General features: G+C 69.5%; 15 protein-coding genes. 13 read left to right on the forward strand and 2 right to left on the reverse strand.

What is annotated here, in order from left to right; genetic code table 11:
- The first annotated feature begins 12 nt into the window (after nucleotides 1-12).
- From ACOQPQ_RS12725 to hemL, 6 genes are all read left to right on the forward strand, one after another.
- Nucleotides 13-888, forward strand: a complete 876-nt coding sequence (locus ACOQPQ_RS12725; protein ID WP_420639797.1) for an SAM hydrolase/SAM-dependent halogenase family protein — start codon at nucleotides 13-15, stop codon at nucleotides 886-888.
- Nucleotides 889-998: 110 nt separating this feature from the next.
- Entirely contained in the window at nucleotides 999-1,628 is a 630-nt protein-coding gene (locus ACOQPQ_RS12730; RefSeq protein ID WP_420639798.1) for a precorrin-2 dehydrogenase/sirohydrochlorin ferrochelatase family protein, read from the forward strand.
- Nucleotides 1,629-1,651: 23 nt separating this feature from the next.
- On the forward strand, nucleotides 1,652-2,902 hold the full coding sequence (gene hemA / locus ACOQPQ_RS12735; RefSeq protein ID WP_420639799.1) for a glutamyl-tRNA reductase: 1,251 nt from the start codon (nucleotides 1,652-1,654) through the stop codon (nucleotides 2,900-2,902).
- A 15-nt stretch (nucleotides 2,903-2,917) separates the two neighbouring features.
- Nucleotides 2,918-3,778 (forward strand): hydroxymethylbilane synthase, encoded by an 861-nt coding sequence (gene hemC / locus ACOQPQ_RS12740; RefSeq protein ID WP_420639800.1) that lies wholly within the window; start codon nucleotides 2,918-2,920, stop codon nucleotides 3,776-3,778.
- 58 nt (nucleotides 3,779-3,836) lie between these two features.
- Entirely contained in the window at nucleotides 3,837-5,285 is a 1,449-nt protein-coding gene (cobA, locus tag ACOQPQ_RS12745) for a uroporphyrinogen-III C-methyltransferase (protein ID WP_420639801.1), read from the forward strand.
- A gap of 76 nt (nucleotides 5,286-5,361) precedes the next feature.
- On the forward strand, nucleotides 5,362-6,615 hold the full coding sequence (gene hemL / locus ACOQPQ_RS12750) for a glutamate-1-semialdehyde 2,1-aminomutase (RefSeq protein ID WP_420639802.1): 1,254 nt from the start codon (nucleotides 5,362-5,364) through the stop codon (nucleotides 6,613-6,615).
- Between the two features lie 24 nt (nucleotides 6,616-6,639).
- Here hemL and ACOQPQ_RS12755 read toward each other — a convergent pair whose 3' ends face one another.
- A complete protein-coding gene (locus ACOQPQ_RS12755) occupies nucleotides 6,640-7,857 on the reverse strand; it encodes a geranylgeranyl reductase family protein (RefSeq protein ID WP_420639803.1) in 1,218 nt (405 codons plus the stop codon).
- A gap of 32 nt (nucleotides 7,858-7,889) precedes the next feature.
- Complete coding sequence (locus ACOQPQ_RS12760; RefSeq protein WP_420639804.1) at nucleotides 7,890-8,723, reverse strand: c-type cytochrome; 834 nt, start codon at nucleotides 8,721-8,723, stop codon at nucleotides 7,890-7,892.
- Nucleotides 8,724-8,870: 147 nt separating this feature from the next.
- Between ACOQPQ_RS12760 and ACOQPQ_RS12765 the strand changes: the two genes are divergently transcribed.
- The 7 genes from ACOQPQ_RS12765 to ACOQPQ_RS12795 all read left to right on the forward strand — a co-directional run bounded on the left by ACOQPQ_RS12765 (nucleotide 8,871) and on the right by ACOQPQ_RS12795 (nucleotide 14,866).
- A complete protein-coding gene (locus ACOQPQ_RS12765) occupies nucleotides 8,871-9,455 on the forward strand; it encodes a hypothetical protein (protein ID WP_420639805.1) in 585 nt (194 codons plus the stop codon).
- Nucleotides 9,455-9,871 (forward strand): NADH-quinone oxidoreductase subunit I, encoded by a 417-nt coding sequence (locus ACOQPQ_RS12770; RefSeq protein WP_420639806.1) that lies wholly within the window; start codon nucleotides 9,455-9,457, stop codon nucleotides 9,869-9,871. The genes ACOQPQ_RS12765 and ACOQPQ_RS12770 overlap by 1 nt, the downstream gene beginning before the upstream one ends.
- A gap of 97 nt (nucleotides 9,872-9,968) precedes the next feature.
- On the forward strand, nucleotides 9,969-10,697 hold the full coding sequence (gene extP / locus ACOQPQ_RS12775; protein WP_420640408.1) for a selenite/tellurite reduction operon b-type cytochrome ExtP: 729 nt from the start codon (nucleotides 9,969-9,971) through the stop codon (nucleotides 10,695-10,697).
- 31 nt (nucleotides 10,698-10,728) lie between these two features.
- Complete coding sequence (locus tag ACOQPQ_RS12780; RefSeq protein WP_420639807.1) at nucleotides 10,729-11,514, forward strand: menaquinol-cytochrome c reductase cytochrome b subunit; 786 nt, start codon at nucleotides 10,729-10,731, stop codon at nucleotides 11,512-11,514.
- Nucleotides 11,515-11,523: 9 nt separating this feature from the next.
- The gene (locus ACOQPQ_RS12785; RefSeq protein WP_420639808.1) at nucleotides 11,524-12,396 is read left to right on the forward strand and encodes a ubiquinol-cytochrome c reductase iron-sulfur subunit; all 873 of its coding nucleotides are present in this window, start codon (nucleotides 11,524-11,526) and stop codon (nucleotides 12,394-12,396) included.
- On the forward strand, nucleotides 12,396-13,727 hold the full coding sequence (locus ACOQPQ_RS12790; protein ID WP_420639809.1) for a c-type cytochrome: 1,332 nt from the start codon (nucleotides 12,396-12,398) through the stop codon (nucleotides 13,725-13,727). The genes ACOQPQ_RS12785 and ACOQPQ_RS12790 overlap by 1 nt, the downstream gene beginning before the upstream one ends.
- Nucleotides 13,728-13,729: 2 nt before the next feature.
- On the forward strand, nucleotides 13,730-14,866 hold the full coding sequence (locus tag ACOQPQ_RS12795; protein WP_420639810.1) for a hypothetical protein: 1,137 nt from the start codon (nucleotides 13,730-13,732) through the stop codon (nucleotides 14,864-14,866).

Genomic DNA, 14,866 nt, shown 5'->3' on the forward strand with positions numbered 1-14,866 from the left:
GGGATGGACCTGGTGAGCCTGCGTTACGACACGGTTTCGTTCCTCTCCGACTACGGATTGGGGGACGAGTTCGTGGGGGTGGTGAAGTCGGTCATCCGCTCCATCGCCCCCGAGGTGACCGTGGTGGACATCACCCACGACATTGCTCCCCACGACGTGCGCGCCGGGGGCTTGGCGTTGGCCCGCAGCGCCCAGTATCTGGTGCCCGGCGTGGTGCTGGCCGTGGTCGATCCCGGCGTGGGCGGTAATCGCCGGGCAGTGGCGGTGGAAGTGGGCGACGGCGCCTCGGTGCTGGTCGGCCCCGACAACGGCCTGCTGGCCCCGGCGGTGGCCATGGTGGGCGGGGCCACCCGGGCCGTTGAACTCACGGCCGATCACCTGCACGTGGCGTCGCCGGGCCCCACGTTTGCGGGCCGGGACGTGTTCGCCCCGGTTGCCGCCCATCTGTGCGCGGGCACCCGACTCGACGAGGTGGGCACCGACATCCCGGTCCACAGCCTCACTCCCGGCGTGGTCCCGGTCAGCCGGACCGAGGGTGAGCGGATCCACGCCGAGGTGCTGTGGATCGACCGGTTCGGGAACCTGCAGGTGAACCTGGACCCGGCCGAGATCGAGTCGCTGGGCGACGGCGTGCGGCTCACCGTGGGCGACGTCGGTCGCAACGTGCGTCGGGTGAGCACCTACGGCGATCTGGAGCGGGGGGAAATGGGGGTGCTGGTAGACTCCTACGGCTTGGTGGCCGTCAGCGTCAACCGAGGGTCGGCGGCTCTGGAGTTGAGCGGTGTCGAGGGAGACGCCGTCACCTTTGAGCCCGCCGATTCGGCGCCGGCCACTCCCTTCCATACTCCCGTGCAATTGCAGCCCAGACGATCGGATGAACGGGCATGAGACCAGGAACCACCATCGCCATCGCCATCTTGTTGTCGGCCATCCTCATCGCCGCCGTCATCCAGTTGTTCGTGCTGGCCCGATAGCGGGCCCGGCCCCTCGATTGCGCCATGCCCCTCGATGAGGTCCTCTATCCGGTGAACCTGCGGGTGGGTGGCCGCCGCTGCCTGGTGGTGGGTGGGGGACGGGTGGCGCTGGCCAAAGTCGACGGGCTGACCGAGGCCGGAGCGGTGGTGGAGGTGATCGCCCCGGACGTGGTGGCCGAACTGGACGCCCGCCCCGACATCACCGTGCATCGCCGCCGGTATCGCACCGGGGACGCCGGGAACTACTGGCTGGTGGTGGCGGCCACCGGTTGCCCGGAGGTCAACGGCGAGGTCTACCGCGACGGCGAGGCCGCCGGGGTGTGGGTCAACAGCGCCGACGACCCGGAGCGTTGCGCGTTCACCCTTCCCAGCCGGATGCGCCGAGGGCCGCTGATGGTGACCTGCTCCACCGGGGGGCACAGTCCGGCTCTGTCCCGATGGCTCCGTCGTCGCCTGGAACACGACATCGGACCGGAGTACGAAACGCTGTTGGGCCTGCTCAGCGAGGCCCGGGAACGGTTTCGCCAAGCAGGCATCTCCACCGAAGACCTGGCTTGGCAAGAAGCCCTGGATTCAGGAATGCTGGAGATGGTTCGCTCCGGTGACATCGCAGCGGCCGAAGCCATGGTCGACCGCTTGGTCGAACGCCCCTGAGGTAGGAATTCTCTGGCGAAGTCGTGTCAGTTCTTGCGATAGGCCTCAATCACCGAACGGCACCGCTCGGGCTCCTGGAGCGGATGACCATTGACGACACCCGGCTGCCCAAGGCGTTGGCCGATCTGATCGGTCGCGAGCACCTGTCCGAGGCGGTGGTGCTGTCCACCTGCAACCGCATCGAGGTCTACGTCTTCGCCGAGACCTTCCACGGGGCCTTCCAGAACGTGCGGGACTTCTTGTCGGAAGCCTCCCATGTGCCCCCCGAACAGTTCAGCGACCCGCTGTACGCCCACTACGACGCCGACGCGGCCTCGCACCTGTTCTCGGTGGCCTGCGGCATGGACTCGGCGGTGCTCGGCGAGCACGAGATTCAGGGGCAGGTCAAGGCGGCGTGGGAGCGCGCCCGGCTGGAGGGCACCTGCGGGACCGCGCTCAACGCCCTGTTCCGCCGGGCGGTGGAGGTGGGCAAGCGAGCCCGCTCCGAGACGGAGATCTCCCACCACATCACCTCCATTTCCCACGCTGCGGTGGCCTTGGCCGCCGAGCGGACGGGTGGTTTGGCCGGCCGGCGCCTGATGGTGCTCGGTGCGGGCGACGTGGGGGAGGGCATGGCCACCGGCCTGGCCAAGAGCGGTGCTGCTGAGGTGGTGGTGGCCAACCGCACCCCGGCCCGGGCCACGGAGTTGGCCCGTCGCATCGGCGGGCGAGCGGTGCCCTTGGGCGAGCTGGCCGGCGAGCTCTCGAGGGTGGATGTGCTGTTGACCTCCACCGGGGCGTCGTCGCTGTTGCTGGAGCACGGTGACGTGGCCGAGATCATGGAACGGCGGGACCACCGACCGTTGCTGATCGTGGACGTGGCCGTACCCCGCGACGTCGACCCGACGGCCGGGGAGTTGGCCGGGGTGACCCTTTTGGACATGGACGACATACGGGCGTTCGCCGACGCAGGATTGCGCGAGCGGCGGGCCGAAGTCGACCGGGTGCGGGGCATCATCGACCACGAGCTGGGCCGCTACCGGGACGACACCTCGGCCCGGGAGGCCGCCCCGTTGATCACCGCCCTGCGGACCCGGGCGGAGGTACTTCGCCAGGAAGAGTTGGTACGCCACACCGCCGGGCTGTCCCCGGCCGAACGGGCCGCGGTGGAAGCGGCCACCTGGGGATTGGTGGGCAAGCTGCTGCACGAACCCACGGTGAGGCTGAAGGACGCCGCCGGTTCGCCGCGGGGCGACCGTCTGGCCGAGGCACTGCGGGATCTGTTCGACCTCTAGGGGAGTTCTCGTTCCATGCTGCGGGCCGCCACTCGGGGCAGCGCCTTGGCCCGCTGGCAGACCGACCACGTGGCCGAACTGCTGGGGGCCGCGGTGGCGGTGACCCCGGTCCTGGTCACCACGACGGGCGACCGGCAGGCGGACGAACCCATATCGGCCATCGGCGGCAAGGGGGTGTTCGTCAAGGAGGTGCAGGCCGCCGTGCTGGAGGGGCGGGCCGACATCGCCGTCCACTCGGCCAAGGACCTGCCCGCGGTCACTCCCGATGGCCTGGTGTTGGCCGCGGTGCCCGTCCGGGCTGATCCCCGGGACGTGCTGGTGGGTGGTCGTCTGGCCGATCTGGGCGAGGGCGCGGTGGTGGCCACCGGTTCGGCCCGCCGTCGAATCCAGTTGCGGGCGCTTCGCCCCGATCTCGCCTTTGCCGAGTTGCGGGGCAACATCGGCACCCGTTTGGCCAAGGCGGCCTCTTACGACGCGGTGGTCATGGCCAAGGCGGCCTTGGACCGACTGGGTGAGCGTCCGCCGGTGGTGGATGTGTTGGACTGCGAGGTGATGGTGCCCCAAGTGGGCCAGGGGGCCCTGGCCGTGGAATGCCGCCGGGACGACGACCGGGCGCGCTCCCTTTTGGCCGCCATCGAGGAACCGACCACCCGCCGGGCGGTGGACGCCGAGCGATCGTTCCTGGCCACCCTGGGCGGCGACTGCCTGTTGCCCGCCGGAGCCCATGCAACGGTGGAGGGCACCACGGTGACCATGCGGGCCGTGCTGGCCGACCACCCCGACGGACGGTGCCGCACCGCAGAGGGCGTCGGCGAGGACGGGGTGGCCCTGGGCCGGGGTTTGGCCGAACGGCTCTTGGCCGAGGTTTCCCGATGACGGTCTATCTGGTGGGGGCGGGGGCCTTGCCCGCTCTGCGGTTCCGGGGCGGTTCCCGATGACGGTGTATCTGGTGGGGGCGGGGCCGGGCGATCCCGGGCTGTTGACCCTGCGGGGTGCCGAGGTGTTGGGCCGGGCCGAGGTGGTGGTGTACGACCGGCTGTCGGCCCCCTCGCTGTTGGAGTTGGCCCCCGCCGGCGCCGAGCGCATCTCGGTGGGCAAGCAGCCCGGCGGGCCCCGCACCGCCCAGGAAGACGTGAACGCCCTGTTGGTGGAGCGGGGTCGGGCGGGCCACGAGGTGGTGCGCCTCAAGGGGGGTGACCCCTTCGTGTTCGCCCGGGGCGGGGAGGAGGCCGGGGCGCTGGCTGCCGCCGGGGTTCCCTTCGAGATCGTGCCCGGCATCTCCGCCGCGGTGGCCGTGCCCGCCTACGCGGGCATTCCCGTGACCATGCGGTATTCCTCCACCTCGTTCACCGTGGTCACCGGCCACGAGGACGTGGCCAAAGGGGAGGGTTCGGTGAACTGGGAGGCGGTGGCCGCCCTGGGGGGCACGGTGGTGGTGCTCATGGGTGCGGCCCGCTGGCGCGCCATCAGCACCCGATTGATGGCCGCGGGCCTGCCCGCCGACACCCCGGCGGCCGCCGTGCGGTGGGGCACCCGACCCGCCCAGCGGACGCTGCGAGCCACCCTGGGCACCCTGGCCGAGTTGGACCCCCAGCCCCCGGTCACCATCGTGATCGGCGAGGTGGCCGCCGCCGATCTGGGCTGGTTCGAGACGCGCCCCCTGTTCGGCCGGAAGATCGTCGTCACCCGGGCCCAACCCCAGGCCTCCGCTCTGGCCGATGCCCTGCGCCGTCGGGGGGCCGAGGCGCGGGTGCTCCCGGTGATCGCTTTTCGGGATCCCACCGACGCCGCGCCGCTGGTCCGGGCCGCCGAGCAGTTGGGGAGCTACGACTGGGTGGTGTTCACCTCACCCACCGGCGTGGCCCGGTTCTTCGAGCAGCTTCGCGACGCCCGCAGCCTGGGGGGTGTGCAGGTGGCCGCCATCGGGCCGGGCACGGCGGCGGCGTTGGCCGAACGCAACGTGGTCGCCGATCTGGTGCCCGAGCGGTTCGTGGCCGAGTCCCTGCTGGCGGCCATGCCGCCGGGGCCGGGGCGGGTGCTCATCCCCCGGGCCGAGACCGCTCGGGATGTGCTGCCCGACGGCCTGGCGGCGGCGGGCTGGCACGTGGACGTGGTGGCCGCCTACCGCACGGTGGCCCCCCCTCCCGATCCCGAAGCCGAGTCTCGGCTGGCCGAAGCCGGGGTGGTGACCTTCACGTCGTCGTCCACGGTGGACAACTTCGTCGCCGCCCACGGGGTGGCCGCTGTGCCCCAGGTGGTGGCCAGCATCGGACCGATCACCTCGGCCACCGCCCGCAAGCACGGCCTGACGGTGACGGTGGAGGCCGAAGAGCACACCATCGAGGGCTTGGTCGCCGCCCTGGAGCACCACTTCGCCCGCTGACGCTTGGGCCCCGCCGGGGCGCCACCGCAAGTGTTCGCTGATTGGCCCGCGGGATGCACCCCCTAGAGTCGCAGCCATGGCCACCAACCGGGAGTTGTTCGAGCGGGCACAGCGGGTGATCCCCGGCGGGGTCAACTCGCCGGTTCGGTCCTTCCGGTCGGTGGGAGGAACCCCTTACTTCGTGGCCCGGGCCCACGGTGCGATGGTGTGGGACGTGGAGGGCCGCAGCTACATCGACTACGTACAGAGTTACGGGCCGGGCATCTTGGGACACGCCCACCCGGCGGTCACCCGAGCGGTGGTCGACGCCGCCGCCCACGGCACCAGCTACGGCGCGCCCACCGAGCGCGAGGTGATCCTGGCCGAGACGCTCTGCGAACGGGTGCCCGCCATGGATTGGGCCCGGCTCACCTCCAGCGGCACCGAGGCGGCCATGGCCGCGGTGCGGTTGGCCCGGGGGGCCACCGGCCGCCACAAGATCATCAAGTTCGCGGGCTGCTACCACGGCCACAGCGACGCCCTGTTGGCCGCCGGGGGCAGCGGCGTGGCCAACCAGGGGCTGGCCGACTCCGCCGGGGTGACGCCGGGCGCGGTGGCCGACACCGTGGTGGCCCCCTACAACCGGATCCCGGAGGTGGACGAGGAGGTGGCCGCGGTGGTGGTGGAACCGGTGGCGGCCAACATGGGGGTGGTGGCCCCGGCCCCCGGCTTTCTGGAGGGACTGCGGGCGGCGTGTGATCGGGTGGGGGCGCTCTTGTTGTTCGACGAGGTGATCACCGGTTTTCGCCTGGCCCCCGGCGGGGCCACCGAGTGGTTCGGGGTGACCCCCGATCTGTGGTGCTTCGGCAAAGTGGTGGGCGGGGGACTGCCCATCGGGGTGTTCGGCGGTCGGGCGGCCACGATGGATCACCTGGCCCCGTTGGGCGGTGTGTACCAGGCCGGAACCCTGTCGGGGAACCCCCTGGCCACCGCCGCCGGTCTCGCCACCCTGCAACAACTCACCCCCGACGCCTACCGCACCCTGACCGACACCGCCACCCGACTGGCCGATGGCCTGGAGGCCGCGGCCGGGGCCGCCGGGGTGCCGTTTTGTGCCCCCCGGGTGGGCCCCATCGTGGGCGTGTTCTTCTGCGCCGAACCGCCCACCGACTTCGACCAGGCCAAGGCGGCCGCCGACAACGGCGTATACCCCCGGGTGTTTCACAAGCTGCTGGAGGCGGGGGTGGCGTGGGCGCCCGGCCCCTACGAGGCCCTGTTCCCCAGCCTGGCCCACACCCCCGAGCACATCGACACCACCGTGGAGGCCTTTGCCGCCGCCCTGGCGGAGTAGCCGGGAGCGGCGTCCTCAGCCTGCTCAGGCCGGGGCCAGAGCGGCGGCTTTGGCGGCGGCCTTGTAGATGTACTCGGCGGCGCCGGGGTGGTCGGGGTCCATGAGGTTGGCCATGATGCGCAGGGCCCAATCCATGGCCGGACGGGACTGCATGCCGATCCGGGTGAGTTCCCGCAGAAGCGCCGGATTGCCGATCAGCCGGGCGAACAACCGGGCCACCCGGAAATAGTCGCCGTAGTGCTCGTCCAGCAACGAGGTGTAGCGCCAGATGACCTCGCCGCGACCGGTGGCGATCGCTTCGGCGATCAAATCGGCGGCCATCTTGCCGGTTTCGTAGGCGTAGTCGATGCCCTCGCCGTTGAACGGGTTGACCGACCCGGCGGCGTCGCCCACCACCAGATGGTTGGGCCCCACCTTGGGGTGTACCGACCCGGCCATGGGCAGTCGACCGCCCACCGGGTCCATCAACGGTCGGTCGGGGTCGATCTCCCAGTAGTCGGGCAGGGTGGCCGCGAACTCCTGCATGAGGTACGACGTGTTGACCGAGGTGTAGTCGCGAAACGTGGACAGCAGTCCGACCCCCACGTTCACGGTGCCGTCCCCCAACGGGAAGATCCAGCCGTAGCCGGGCAGCGAGTTGCCGTTGCGGTCCCGCACGTCCAGCGCGCTCTCGATCCACGGGGTGTCGTGCAGCGGGCTCTCGAAGTAGGTGCGGATGGCCATGCCCTGGGGATAGGACCGGTCACGGGCGGTTCCCAGGGCTCGGCCGAACCGGGAGTTGGCCCCGTCGGCCACCGCCACGTAGCGGGCCCGGATCGGGCGGGAGCGGCCGTCGGCCTTGTCCACCACTTCGGCCCCGTTGAGCAATCCGTTGACCAGGATGGGTCGGGTGGCCTCGGTGCCCAACAGGATCTCCGCCCCGGCGGCCGCCGCGTGGTCGGCCACCAACTGGTCGAGTTCCCGCCGTCGCACCACGTAGCCGTAGTCGGGAAACTCCGGATGCCGGGGCCACGCCAGTTCCATGGTGCGGTTGTGGGCAACCGCCCGCAGGCCCCCGTAGCGGTGGTAGCGGGTCAGCTCATCCCCCAAGCCCATGTCGTCCAGGGCCTTGACCGCCCGGGGCGTCAGCCCGTCGCCGCAGGTCTTGTCGCGGGGGAACTGCTTGCGCTCCACCACCACCACGTCCAAGCCGTGACGGGCAGCCCAGTAGGCGGTCGCTGATCCGGCCGGACCGCCGCCCACCACCAAGAGGTCGCGGCGAGGGATGGTCAGGTCTATTCGCTTCCTGCGGCGGCGACCAGGCCCCGCAGCGTGCTGGGGAAGACCAGACCGGTCTCGAACTCCGCGGGCACCACTTCCTCGGCCTCGAACAGCTCCTCGAGGTCGTGGAGATCGGCCTCCGACGCCCCGCCGAGGTTGACCCGCTCGAAGTAGGTGACGGCCAGAATCTCCCGGGCGCTCAAGTCGGCACCGAAGGCGGGCATGCCCGCAGCGGAGCCCAACGACACGCTGTCGTTGTCGCCGTAGAGGGTGCCCGGCTCGGCGGGAGAGCCGTTGATGATCCAGATCACGTGGTCTTCCCAGTCGTTGAAGGTCTCCATCACCTGGCCGTCGCTGAGGCCCGGGCCGACCCCGCCGCCGCCCTCGGCCCCGTGACAGCCGGCACAGCCGCCGTCGCCCTCGTAGATCTCCCGGCCCAGGGCGATGATCTCACTGTCGCGTTCGGGTGCCTCCAGCGTGCCCGCGAAGATGATGGCCCAGAACGGCAGGAAGATCAGCACGGGCACGGCCCAGATCGGGATCTTCTTGCGGGTCAGCGCCGCCTGCACCCACGGCTTGATCGGCTCCGGCTGGGGCTCGGGTTCCGGCTCCAACTCGGGAAGTTCGGGCAACGAGGGGGCCGCGGTGGCCGCCGGTGCGGCCGTTTGCGCCACCGCCGGGGCCGCCGACGTCTGGGACGGGGGAACCTCGGCCGCCGGTTCCTCGCCGGTGGCTGCGCCGAGAGCCTGGCGACGATCCCGTGATCGTTGCAGCAGATGCTCAGGTACTTCGGTCAACGCTCCTCCGGTGTCGATCCCCGCCGGTGCGGCCCGGCCGGCCACCGCCACAATAGGCCCGCCACGAGCCCGCGGCCCAACCGTTCCGGCCGGCCGGCGGAGCGCCCGGTGAAGCACGAGGAGCGGGCGGCTTGATGTGTAGGAACGCGGGGTGGGGCTACTACTATCGGTCGCGTCAGCACCCACGAAGGGAGGAACGTGGCCGCTCAGAGGCCCATAGACATCGCCGTCACCCGGTTCTACAAGGCCCTCGGAGCGACCTTCGTCCTCTACCTGGCACTGTGGGCGTTCATTGCCGTCCATCAGTACGACGAGGGCTTGGGGGTGCCGTACTTCAACGTGGCTCTGACCGCCTCGTTGGTGGTGAGCGTGTTGGGCATCGTGGCCTTCCTGGAGTACGCCCGTCGTCGGCCCGTGGGCACCTACCACACCTGGGGCGAGGCCATGTTCGCCGCCGCGCTGGTGTTCGCCCTGCTGTTCTGGATCTACGGGGTGGTGCCCCACCAGTGGCTGGTGTACGCCGACAGCGAACTCGGTTGGCGCAAGGATCGCCTGGTCGAGGGCTACTACGTGGGCAACCAGGGCATCATCGCCTGGGCCCTGCCCTTCGACCTTCCCTACCTGGTGCTGCGGGACGTGGTGGCGGTGCTGATCTACGCATTGGGCCTGGCCGGGAACGTGGCCGGCTGGATGGTGTGGCAGAACCGGGGCAAGACCGCACCGGTCGAGGTGGAGAAGTCCGAGTACGGGCGACCGATCGTCAGAGAGGGGGCGACCGTCTGATGGCCAGCGCCGATGCCAATCCTCCCATGCCCGAGTTCCGGGACGACTACGTGCTGGTGGAGGTGGACAACGACTACCTCCAGAGCAAAGTCAAGCCCAAGCAGTTCATCCACATCGATCAGTCCGAGTGCATCATGTGCGAGGGCTGTGTGGACATCTGCCCCTGGAAGTGCATCCACATGGTGGCCCCCGAAGCGGTGGACTTGGCGGTGGGCACCGATCAGCCCGGCGTCGACCCCAGCGACCACGTGATCTTCACCATCGACGAGGATGCGTGTACCCGCTGTGCCCTGTGCGTGGACCGTTGTCCCACCGGGGTCATCACCCTGGGGCGGTTGGGTGATCCGGGGGGCGACGGCGACCCGCATCAGAGAATGCCCAGCTACGGCTATGGCTACGGCATGCGGTTGAGCTAGCACCAAGACCCGGAACGGACACGAGGACACAGGGAGAACAGTGGCAAAGCAGCCCAGACCACCGGCCAGCGAGCGGGCCAAGCAGGCCGCCGGTACCATGATGAGCGACCTGCAGGGCTCGCAGGCCTGGTCGTCCATCTTCCGCCCCGGCTCCATTTTCCGCAAGGGCTACAGCGACAGCCCCCGGAACCGCAGCTACGTGATCATGAACAGCGTGCTGTACCACCTGCACCCGGTGAAGGTGAAGCGCCACGCGGTGAAGGTCAGCTACACCCTGTGCCTGGGCGGGCTCAGCTTCTTCCTGTTCATCCTGCTCACGGTGACCGGCATCTTCTTGATGTTCTTCTACCGGCCCACCGCCGCCCAGGCCTGGGACGACATCTACGTGCTGCAGACGTCGGTGACCTTCGGGCTGCTGGTGCGCAACATGCACCGATGGGCCGCCCACCTCATGGTCATCACCGTGTTCTTGCACATGGCCCGGGTCTTCTACCACGGGGCCTACAAGCCTCCCCGAGAATTCAACTGGGTGGTCGGCGTGATCCTGTTGACCCTCACCCTGTTGCTGTCGTTCACCGGCTACTTGCTGCCCTGGGACCAGTTGGCCCTGTGGGCGGTCACGGTGGGCACCAACATGATGGGCTTCACCCCGGTCTTCGGCGACCAAGTGCGCTTCGTGCTGCTCGGCGGGGTGGAGATCGGCACCGACACCCTGCTGCGATGGTACGTGCTGCACGTGTTGATGCTGCCCTTTGTGATCGTCATCTTCATGGCGATCCACTTCTGGCGAGTACGAAAGGACGGAGGTATTTCCGGGCCGCTGTAGGAGCAACCCTCCTGGCCCGATCCGAAAGCCCATGGCGGAAATCCCCGAACATCTCCTGAAGCGAGCCCAAGAAGCCCGCGAACGCGCCCAGGCCCAGGCGGGCGGCGGCGACGCCGCCGCGTCCGAGGCCGCCGGCCAAGCGGGCGACGCCACCCCGGCCGACGCGTCCGGGGGGCCCAAGATTCCCGACCACCTGCTGGACCGGTCCAAGTCGGCCCGTGAGCAGGCCGGCGCCGGTGAAGCCGCCCCCGCGGCGGCGGGAGCCGTGGCCACCGCCGTGGCGCCCGCCGGTCCGGCCCAACCCGAACCCACCGGTCCGGGCGGGAGCACGCAGCGGCTGCTCACCGTGGTCAAGTCGGGGTCCATTCAGGACGTGAAGGCCACCCCGGTGGACCGGGTCCACGTGTGGCCCCACCTGCTGGTGGGGGAGTTCGTGGCCGCCCTGATCTTCACCGCGTTCACCCTGATCTTCTCGATCTTCGTGAACGCCCCGCTGCTGGAGCTGGCCAACTTTAACGAAACACCCAACCCCTCCAAGGCGCCCTGGTACTTCCTCGGGCTCCAGGAACTGCTCACCATGTTCCACCCGATGGTGGCCGGGGTGACCATCCCCGGCATCGGCCTGTTCCTCCTGATCCTGGCCCCGTACATCGACCGCAACCCCAGCAAGAAACCGGAGGATCGCAAGTTCGCCATCTCGCTCATGACCATCCACCTGATGTTCTGGGCGATACTGGTGCTCATCGGCTCGTTCTTCCGGGGCCCCGGCTTCAACTTCGTCTTCCCCTGGGAAGTCGGACTGTTCTTCGATCTCTGAGGATTGACCATGGGTGTTGCACTTTCCATCGCCATTCCGATCATCGTGGTCGCCGCCGTGATCGTGTTGGTGGGCGCGGCTCGCCGCCGGGAGACGATGGCGGCCGAGGGTCGTCTGGGCCGGGAAACCCGACGACGGGACCGGGGCCGGGTGTCGGTGGAACAACACGCCGGAGCGGCCGATGCCCCCACCGGTCGGGAGGTGGAGCGGGCTGCGGTGCTGGCCCGCCAAAGCGCGGGCACCGATTTGGTGGAGGCCGCCGATGCCTCGGTGGAGGAGTGGACCCCGCCCGATCCCGAGGCCGTGGGCGTGAGCCGGCGGCAGTTCCTCAACCGCAGCACGGTGGCCATGATGGGCTTCGGCCTGAGCGGATTCGGAGCCGCCTGCGTGGCCTTCCTGTGGCCGCCGTTCGTCACCGGCTTCGGCGCCGACGTGAACGCGGGCCTGGTGGACGAGGTGAAGTCCAAGATCAAGGACGAGAACGGCTTCTTGTACCTGCCCGAGGGACGGGCCTGGGTGACCGAGTACCCGGCGGCGGCCCTGACCAAGGCCCAGGCCACCTACAGCGCCCCCGAACTGGCGGGCATGGAAGCCGGGCTGGTGGCCTTGTTCCAGAAGTGCCCGCACCTGGGATGCCGGGTGCCGTCGTGTCTGACCTCACAGTGGTTCGAGTGCCCCTGTCACGGGTCGCGCTACAACCAGGTCGGGGAGAAGCGGGGCGGACCGGCACCCCGGGGCATGGACCGTTTCGCCATGTCGGTGAACGCCAAGGGAGAGTTCATCATCCGCACCGGTACCGTCATCCAGGGACCGCCCATCGGCGTGAACTCCACCGGTCAGGAGCCTGAGGGCCCGAGCTGCCTCGGGGGGGCATCGCACTGATGACCCTGCTTGCCTCTTCGACCCAGCGCAATCTGGGCATGGCCATCGCGGTCGTGGCCATCGTGGGCTTCGCCGTCTACCTCATCTACAACGTGATGTGGGCGGGCCGCAAGGAACGGGGCTCCGAGCTGGAGCTGGCTCCCAACCGCAAGCCCTACCTGGACGACGAGCAGTTGGAGACCAAGAGGCTCGACCTGGCCTTGGTGAGCGGTCTGGTCACCTTGGTGATCATCGGTGTGGCCCTGCCCTTGTACTGGCTGGGTGAGCCCGGGCGCCAGCAGGGCTACGTGGACGACTCCCGGCGCCAGTTCACCAGCCGGGGAGGCGAGCAGTTCGAGGAGCGCTGCGCCAGTTGCCACGGCGGTGGTGGGCTGGGTGGCGCCACGGCCACTTCGGTGGTGGACGACGCGGGCAACTTCATCGCCGCCATCGAGTGGGAGGTGCCCGCCCTCACCACCACGCTGTACCGCTTTTCCGAGGAAGAGGTGCGCCACATTCTCAACTACGGCCGACCCCCCACCCCCATGGCGGCCTGGGGCGCGCCGGGCGGCGGCCCGCTGACCACCCAGCAGGTGGACGAGCTGATCCAGTACATCCAGAGCATCCAGCTCTCCCCCGAGGAGATGGAAGAAGAGGTGTGGGACGGCCTCATCACCCAGGTGCGCGACGACGTGTTGGCCGCCAATGTTGAGGTGGACGAACGCTTGAAATCGGCCCAAGCCGCGGTGGCCGCCGCCGGGGCCGACGAGGCCGCCGCCGAAGCCGCGGCTCGTCAGGTGGCCGCCACCGAGCAGGAGATCCGCGAGATCAGCGAGCAGTACCTGCGGAACCTGAACTCGCCCGATCGGGGTGAGTTGCTGTTCAACAACGGGGTCTACGGCTGCGCCCGCTGCCACTCCCCCCGGGATTCGTGGCGGTTCACCGGTCCCGAGGTGGAGCCCGGCGAGGGCCCGGTGGTGCTGGCCCGGGGTTCTGAGGAGGAGGCCGAGGTGGTGGCCGCCCTGGGTGGTTTGATTCCCGCTCCCGTTTCCGGTGGCGGGGCCTTCGGGCCCAACCTCACCAATGGGGCCACCCTGCGGCAGTTCGACACCGCCGAGGGTCACGCGGCGTTCATCACCGTCGGCTCCGTGGAGGGCGTGGGCTTCGGCAACTTCGGCCAGGGTGACGGTGGCGGCCAGATGCCGGCGTTCGGCGCGTGCGTGGGTGATCGGGACTCGGGAGAACGCAGCCCGATCTACGGCTTCTGCACGATGGAGGACGGCACCCCCCGGCCGGGCACGCTGACCAACGAGCAGATTTTCGACATCGTGGCCTACGAGCGGGGATTGTGAGCATGGGCTCGATACTGTCCGCCGGAGCCGGTTTGGCCGCCATCTCCTTCGACAATGAGGTCCGGGGCCTCTTGGTGGTGTTGCTGGGGTGTGCCGTGTTGATGGGGTCGGTGTGGCTCATCGTGTCCACCAACACCGGCTTCCGATTGGGCTCCCTCATCGCCATCTCGGCCATTTTCGGTTGGACGGCCATCATGGCGTTCTTCTGGGCCCTGTACGGCATCGGGCTGCAGGGAGCCCGACCCGTGTGGGAGGTGCAGGCCATCCACATCGGCAACCCCTCGGTGTCGGCCAACGAGGCCAACCCGCCCCCCGCCATTCTTGACGACCTCCCCAACCCGGTGACCTGCTCCACCTTGGGGCAACCCGACTGCCTCCCCAAGGCCATCGAGATCGTTCGCACCCTGGGCGACGGCGTCCTGCAGGCTGAGCTGGACACCATCGACGCCGAGGCCATCGAGGCCGAGGTGAACGCCTTTCACAGCGCCCTGACCGACGGCGACCCCCGCAAGCTCACCGGGGACGGGTTGGAGGCCGAGGTGCAGCGCCTGGTGGACGAGCAGCGCATCCGCAACGAAGACCTCACCCTGAGCGAGCTGGAGGGTGTGGCCCCCGAACTCATTGACGACGCCCAGCGTCGGGGCTGGCTGGTCCTGGGCGATTGGAAGTTGGAGTCCACCCAGGCCGCCGGGGAGGCGATCACCGCGGCCGGCGACTACCTGGCCCAGGCCGACCTGGGCTTCGGCGAGACCGACGAGCAGAGCAATTCCTTCGTGGTGTTGGATGCCTTCCAGCAGGGGGGCAAACCGGAGCGGCTCAACAACGGGGTGTGGGAACGGGTCAGCAACAAGGTGGTGACCAGCGCCATGCCCCGCCACCCCACCAACTACACCGTGGTCCAGGTCCAGCGGTCGATCTACAAGGAGCCGGTGGCCGGACAAGCGCCCCCGCCCGAGGAAGTGGACCCCGCCGAACCGGTGATGTCGGTGCTGTTGGAGCGCAATCTGGGTCGTTTCCGGCTGCCCGGTATCCTGGTGACCATAGGCTCCGGTCTGTTGTTCCTGGCGTCGTTGTTGATGCTCCACACCCGTGACCTGGAGGTTCGCCGTCGCCTGGAGGGCGAGGGCGCAGCCCCATGA

The organism is Candidatus Poriferisocius sp. (assembly GCF_965219775.1).
In the GTDB taxonomy this organism is placed as follows: Bacteria; Actinomycetota; Acidimicrobiia; order Acidimicrobiales; family Bin134; genus Poriferisocius.

What these genes read in the sequence shown, in the direction of transcription:
- ACOQPQ_RS12730 (WP_420639798.1), top strand. Translation starts at nt 999, where the DNA reads ATGCCCCTCGATGAGGTCCTCTATCCGGTGAACCTGCGGGTGGGTGGC.
- hemC (WP_420639800.1), top strand. Translation starts at nt 2,918, where the DNA reads ATGCTGCGGGCCGCCACTCGGGGCAGCGCCTTGGCCCGCTGGCAGACC.
- cobA (WP_420639801.1), top strand. Translation starts at nt 3,837, where the DNA reads ATGACGGTGTATCTGGTGGGGGCGGGGCCGGGCGATCCCGGGCTGTTG.
- hemL (WP_420639802.1), top strand. Translation starts at nt 5,362, where the DNA reads ATGGCCACCAACCGGGAGTTGTTCGAGCGGGCACAGCGGGTGATCCCC.
- ACOQPQ_RS12770 (WP_420639806.1), top strand. Translation starts at nt 9,455, where the DNA reads ATGGCCAGCGCCGATGCCAATCCTCCCATGCCCGAGTTCCGGGACGAC.
- extP (WP_420640408.1), top strand. Translation starts at nt 9,969, where the DNA reads ATGATGAGCGACCTGCAGGGCTCGCAGGCCTGGTCGTCCATCTTCCGC.
- ACOQPQ_RS12780 (WP_420639807.1), top strand. Translation starts at nt 10,729, where the DNA reads ATGGCGGAAATCCCCGAACATCTCCTGAAGCGAGCCCAAGAAGCCCGC.
- ACOQPQ_RS12785 (WP_420639808.1), top strand. Translation starts at nt 11,524, where the DNA reads ATGGGTGTTGCACTTTCCATCGCCATTCCGATCATCGTGGTCGCCGCC.
- ACOQPQ_RS12790 (WP_420639809.1), top strand. Translation starts at nt 12,396, where the DNA reads ATGACCCTGCTTGCCTCTTCGACCCAGCGCAATCTGGGCATGGCCATC.
- ACOQPQ_RS12795 (WP_420639810.1), top strand. Translation starts at nt 13,730, where the DNA reads ATGGGCTCGATACTGTCCGCCGGAGCCGGTTTGGCCGCCATCTCCTTC.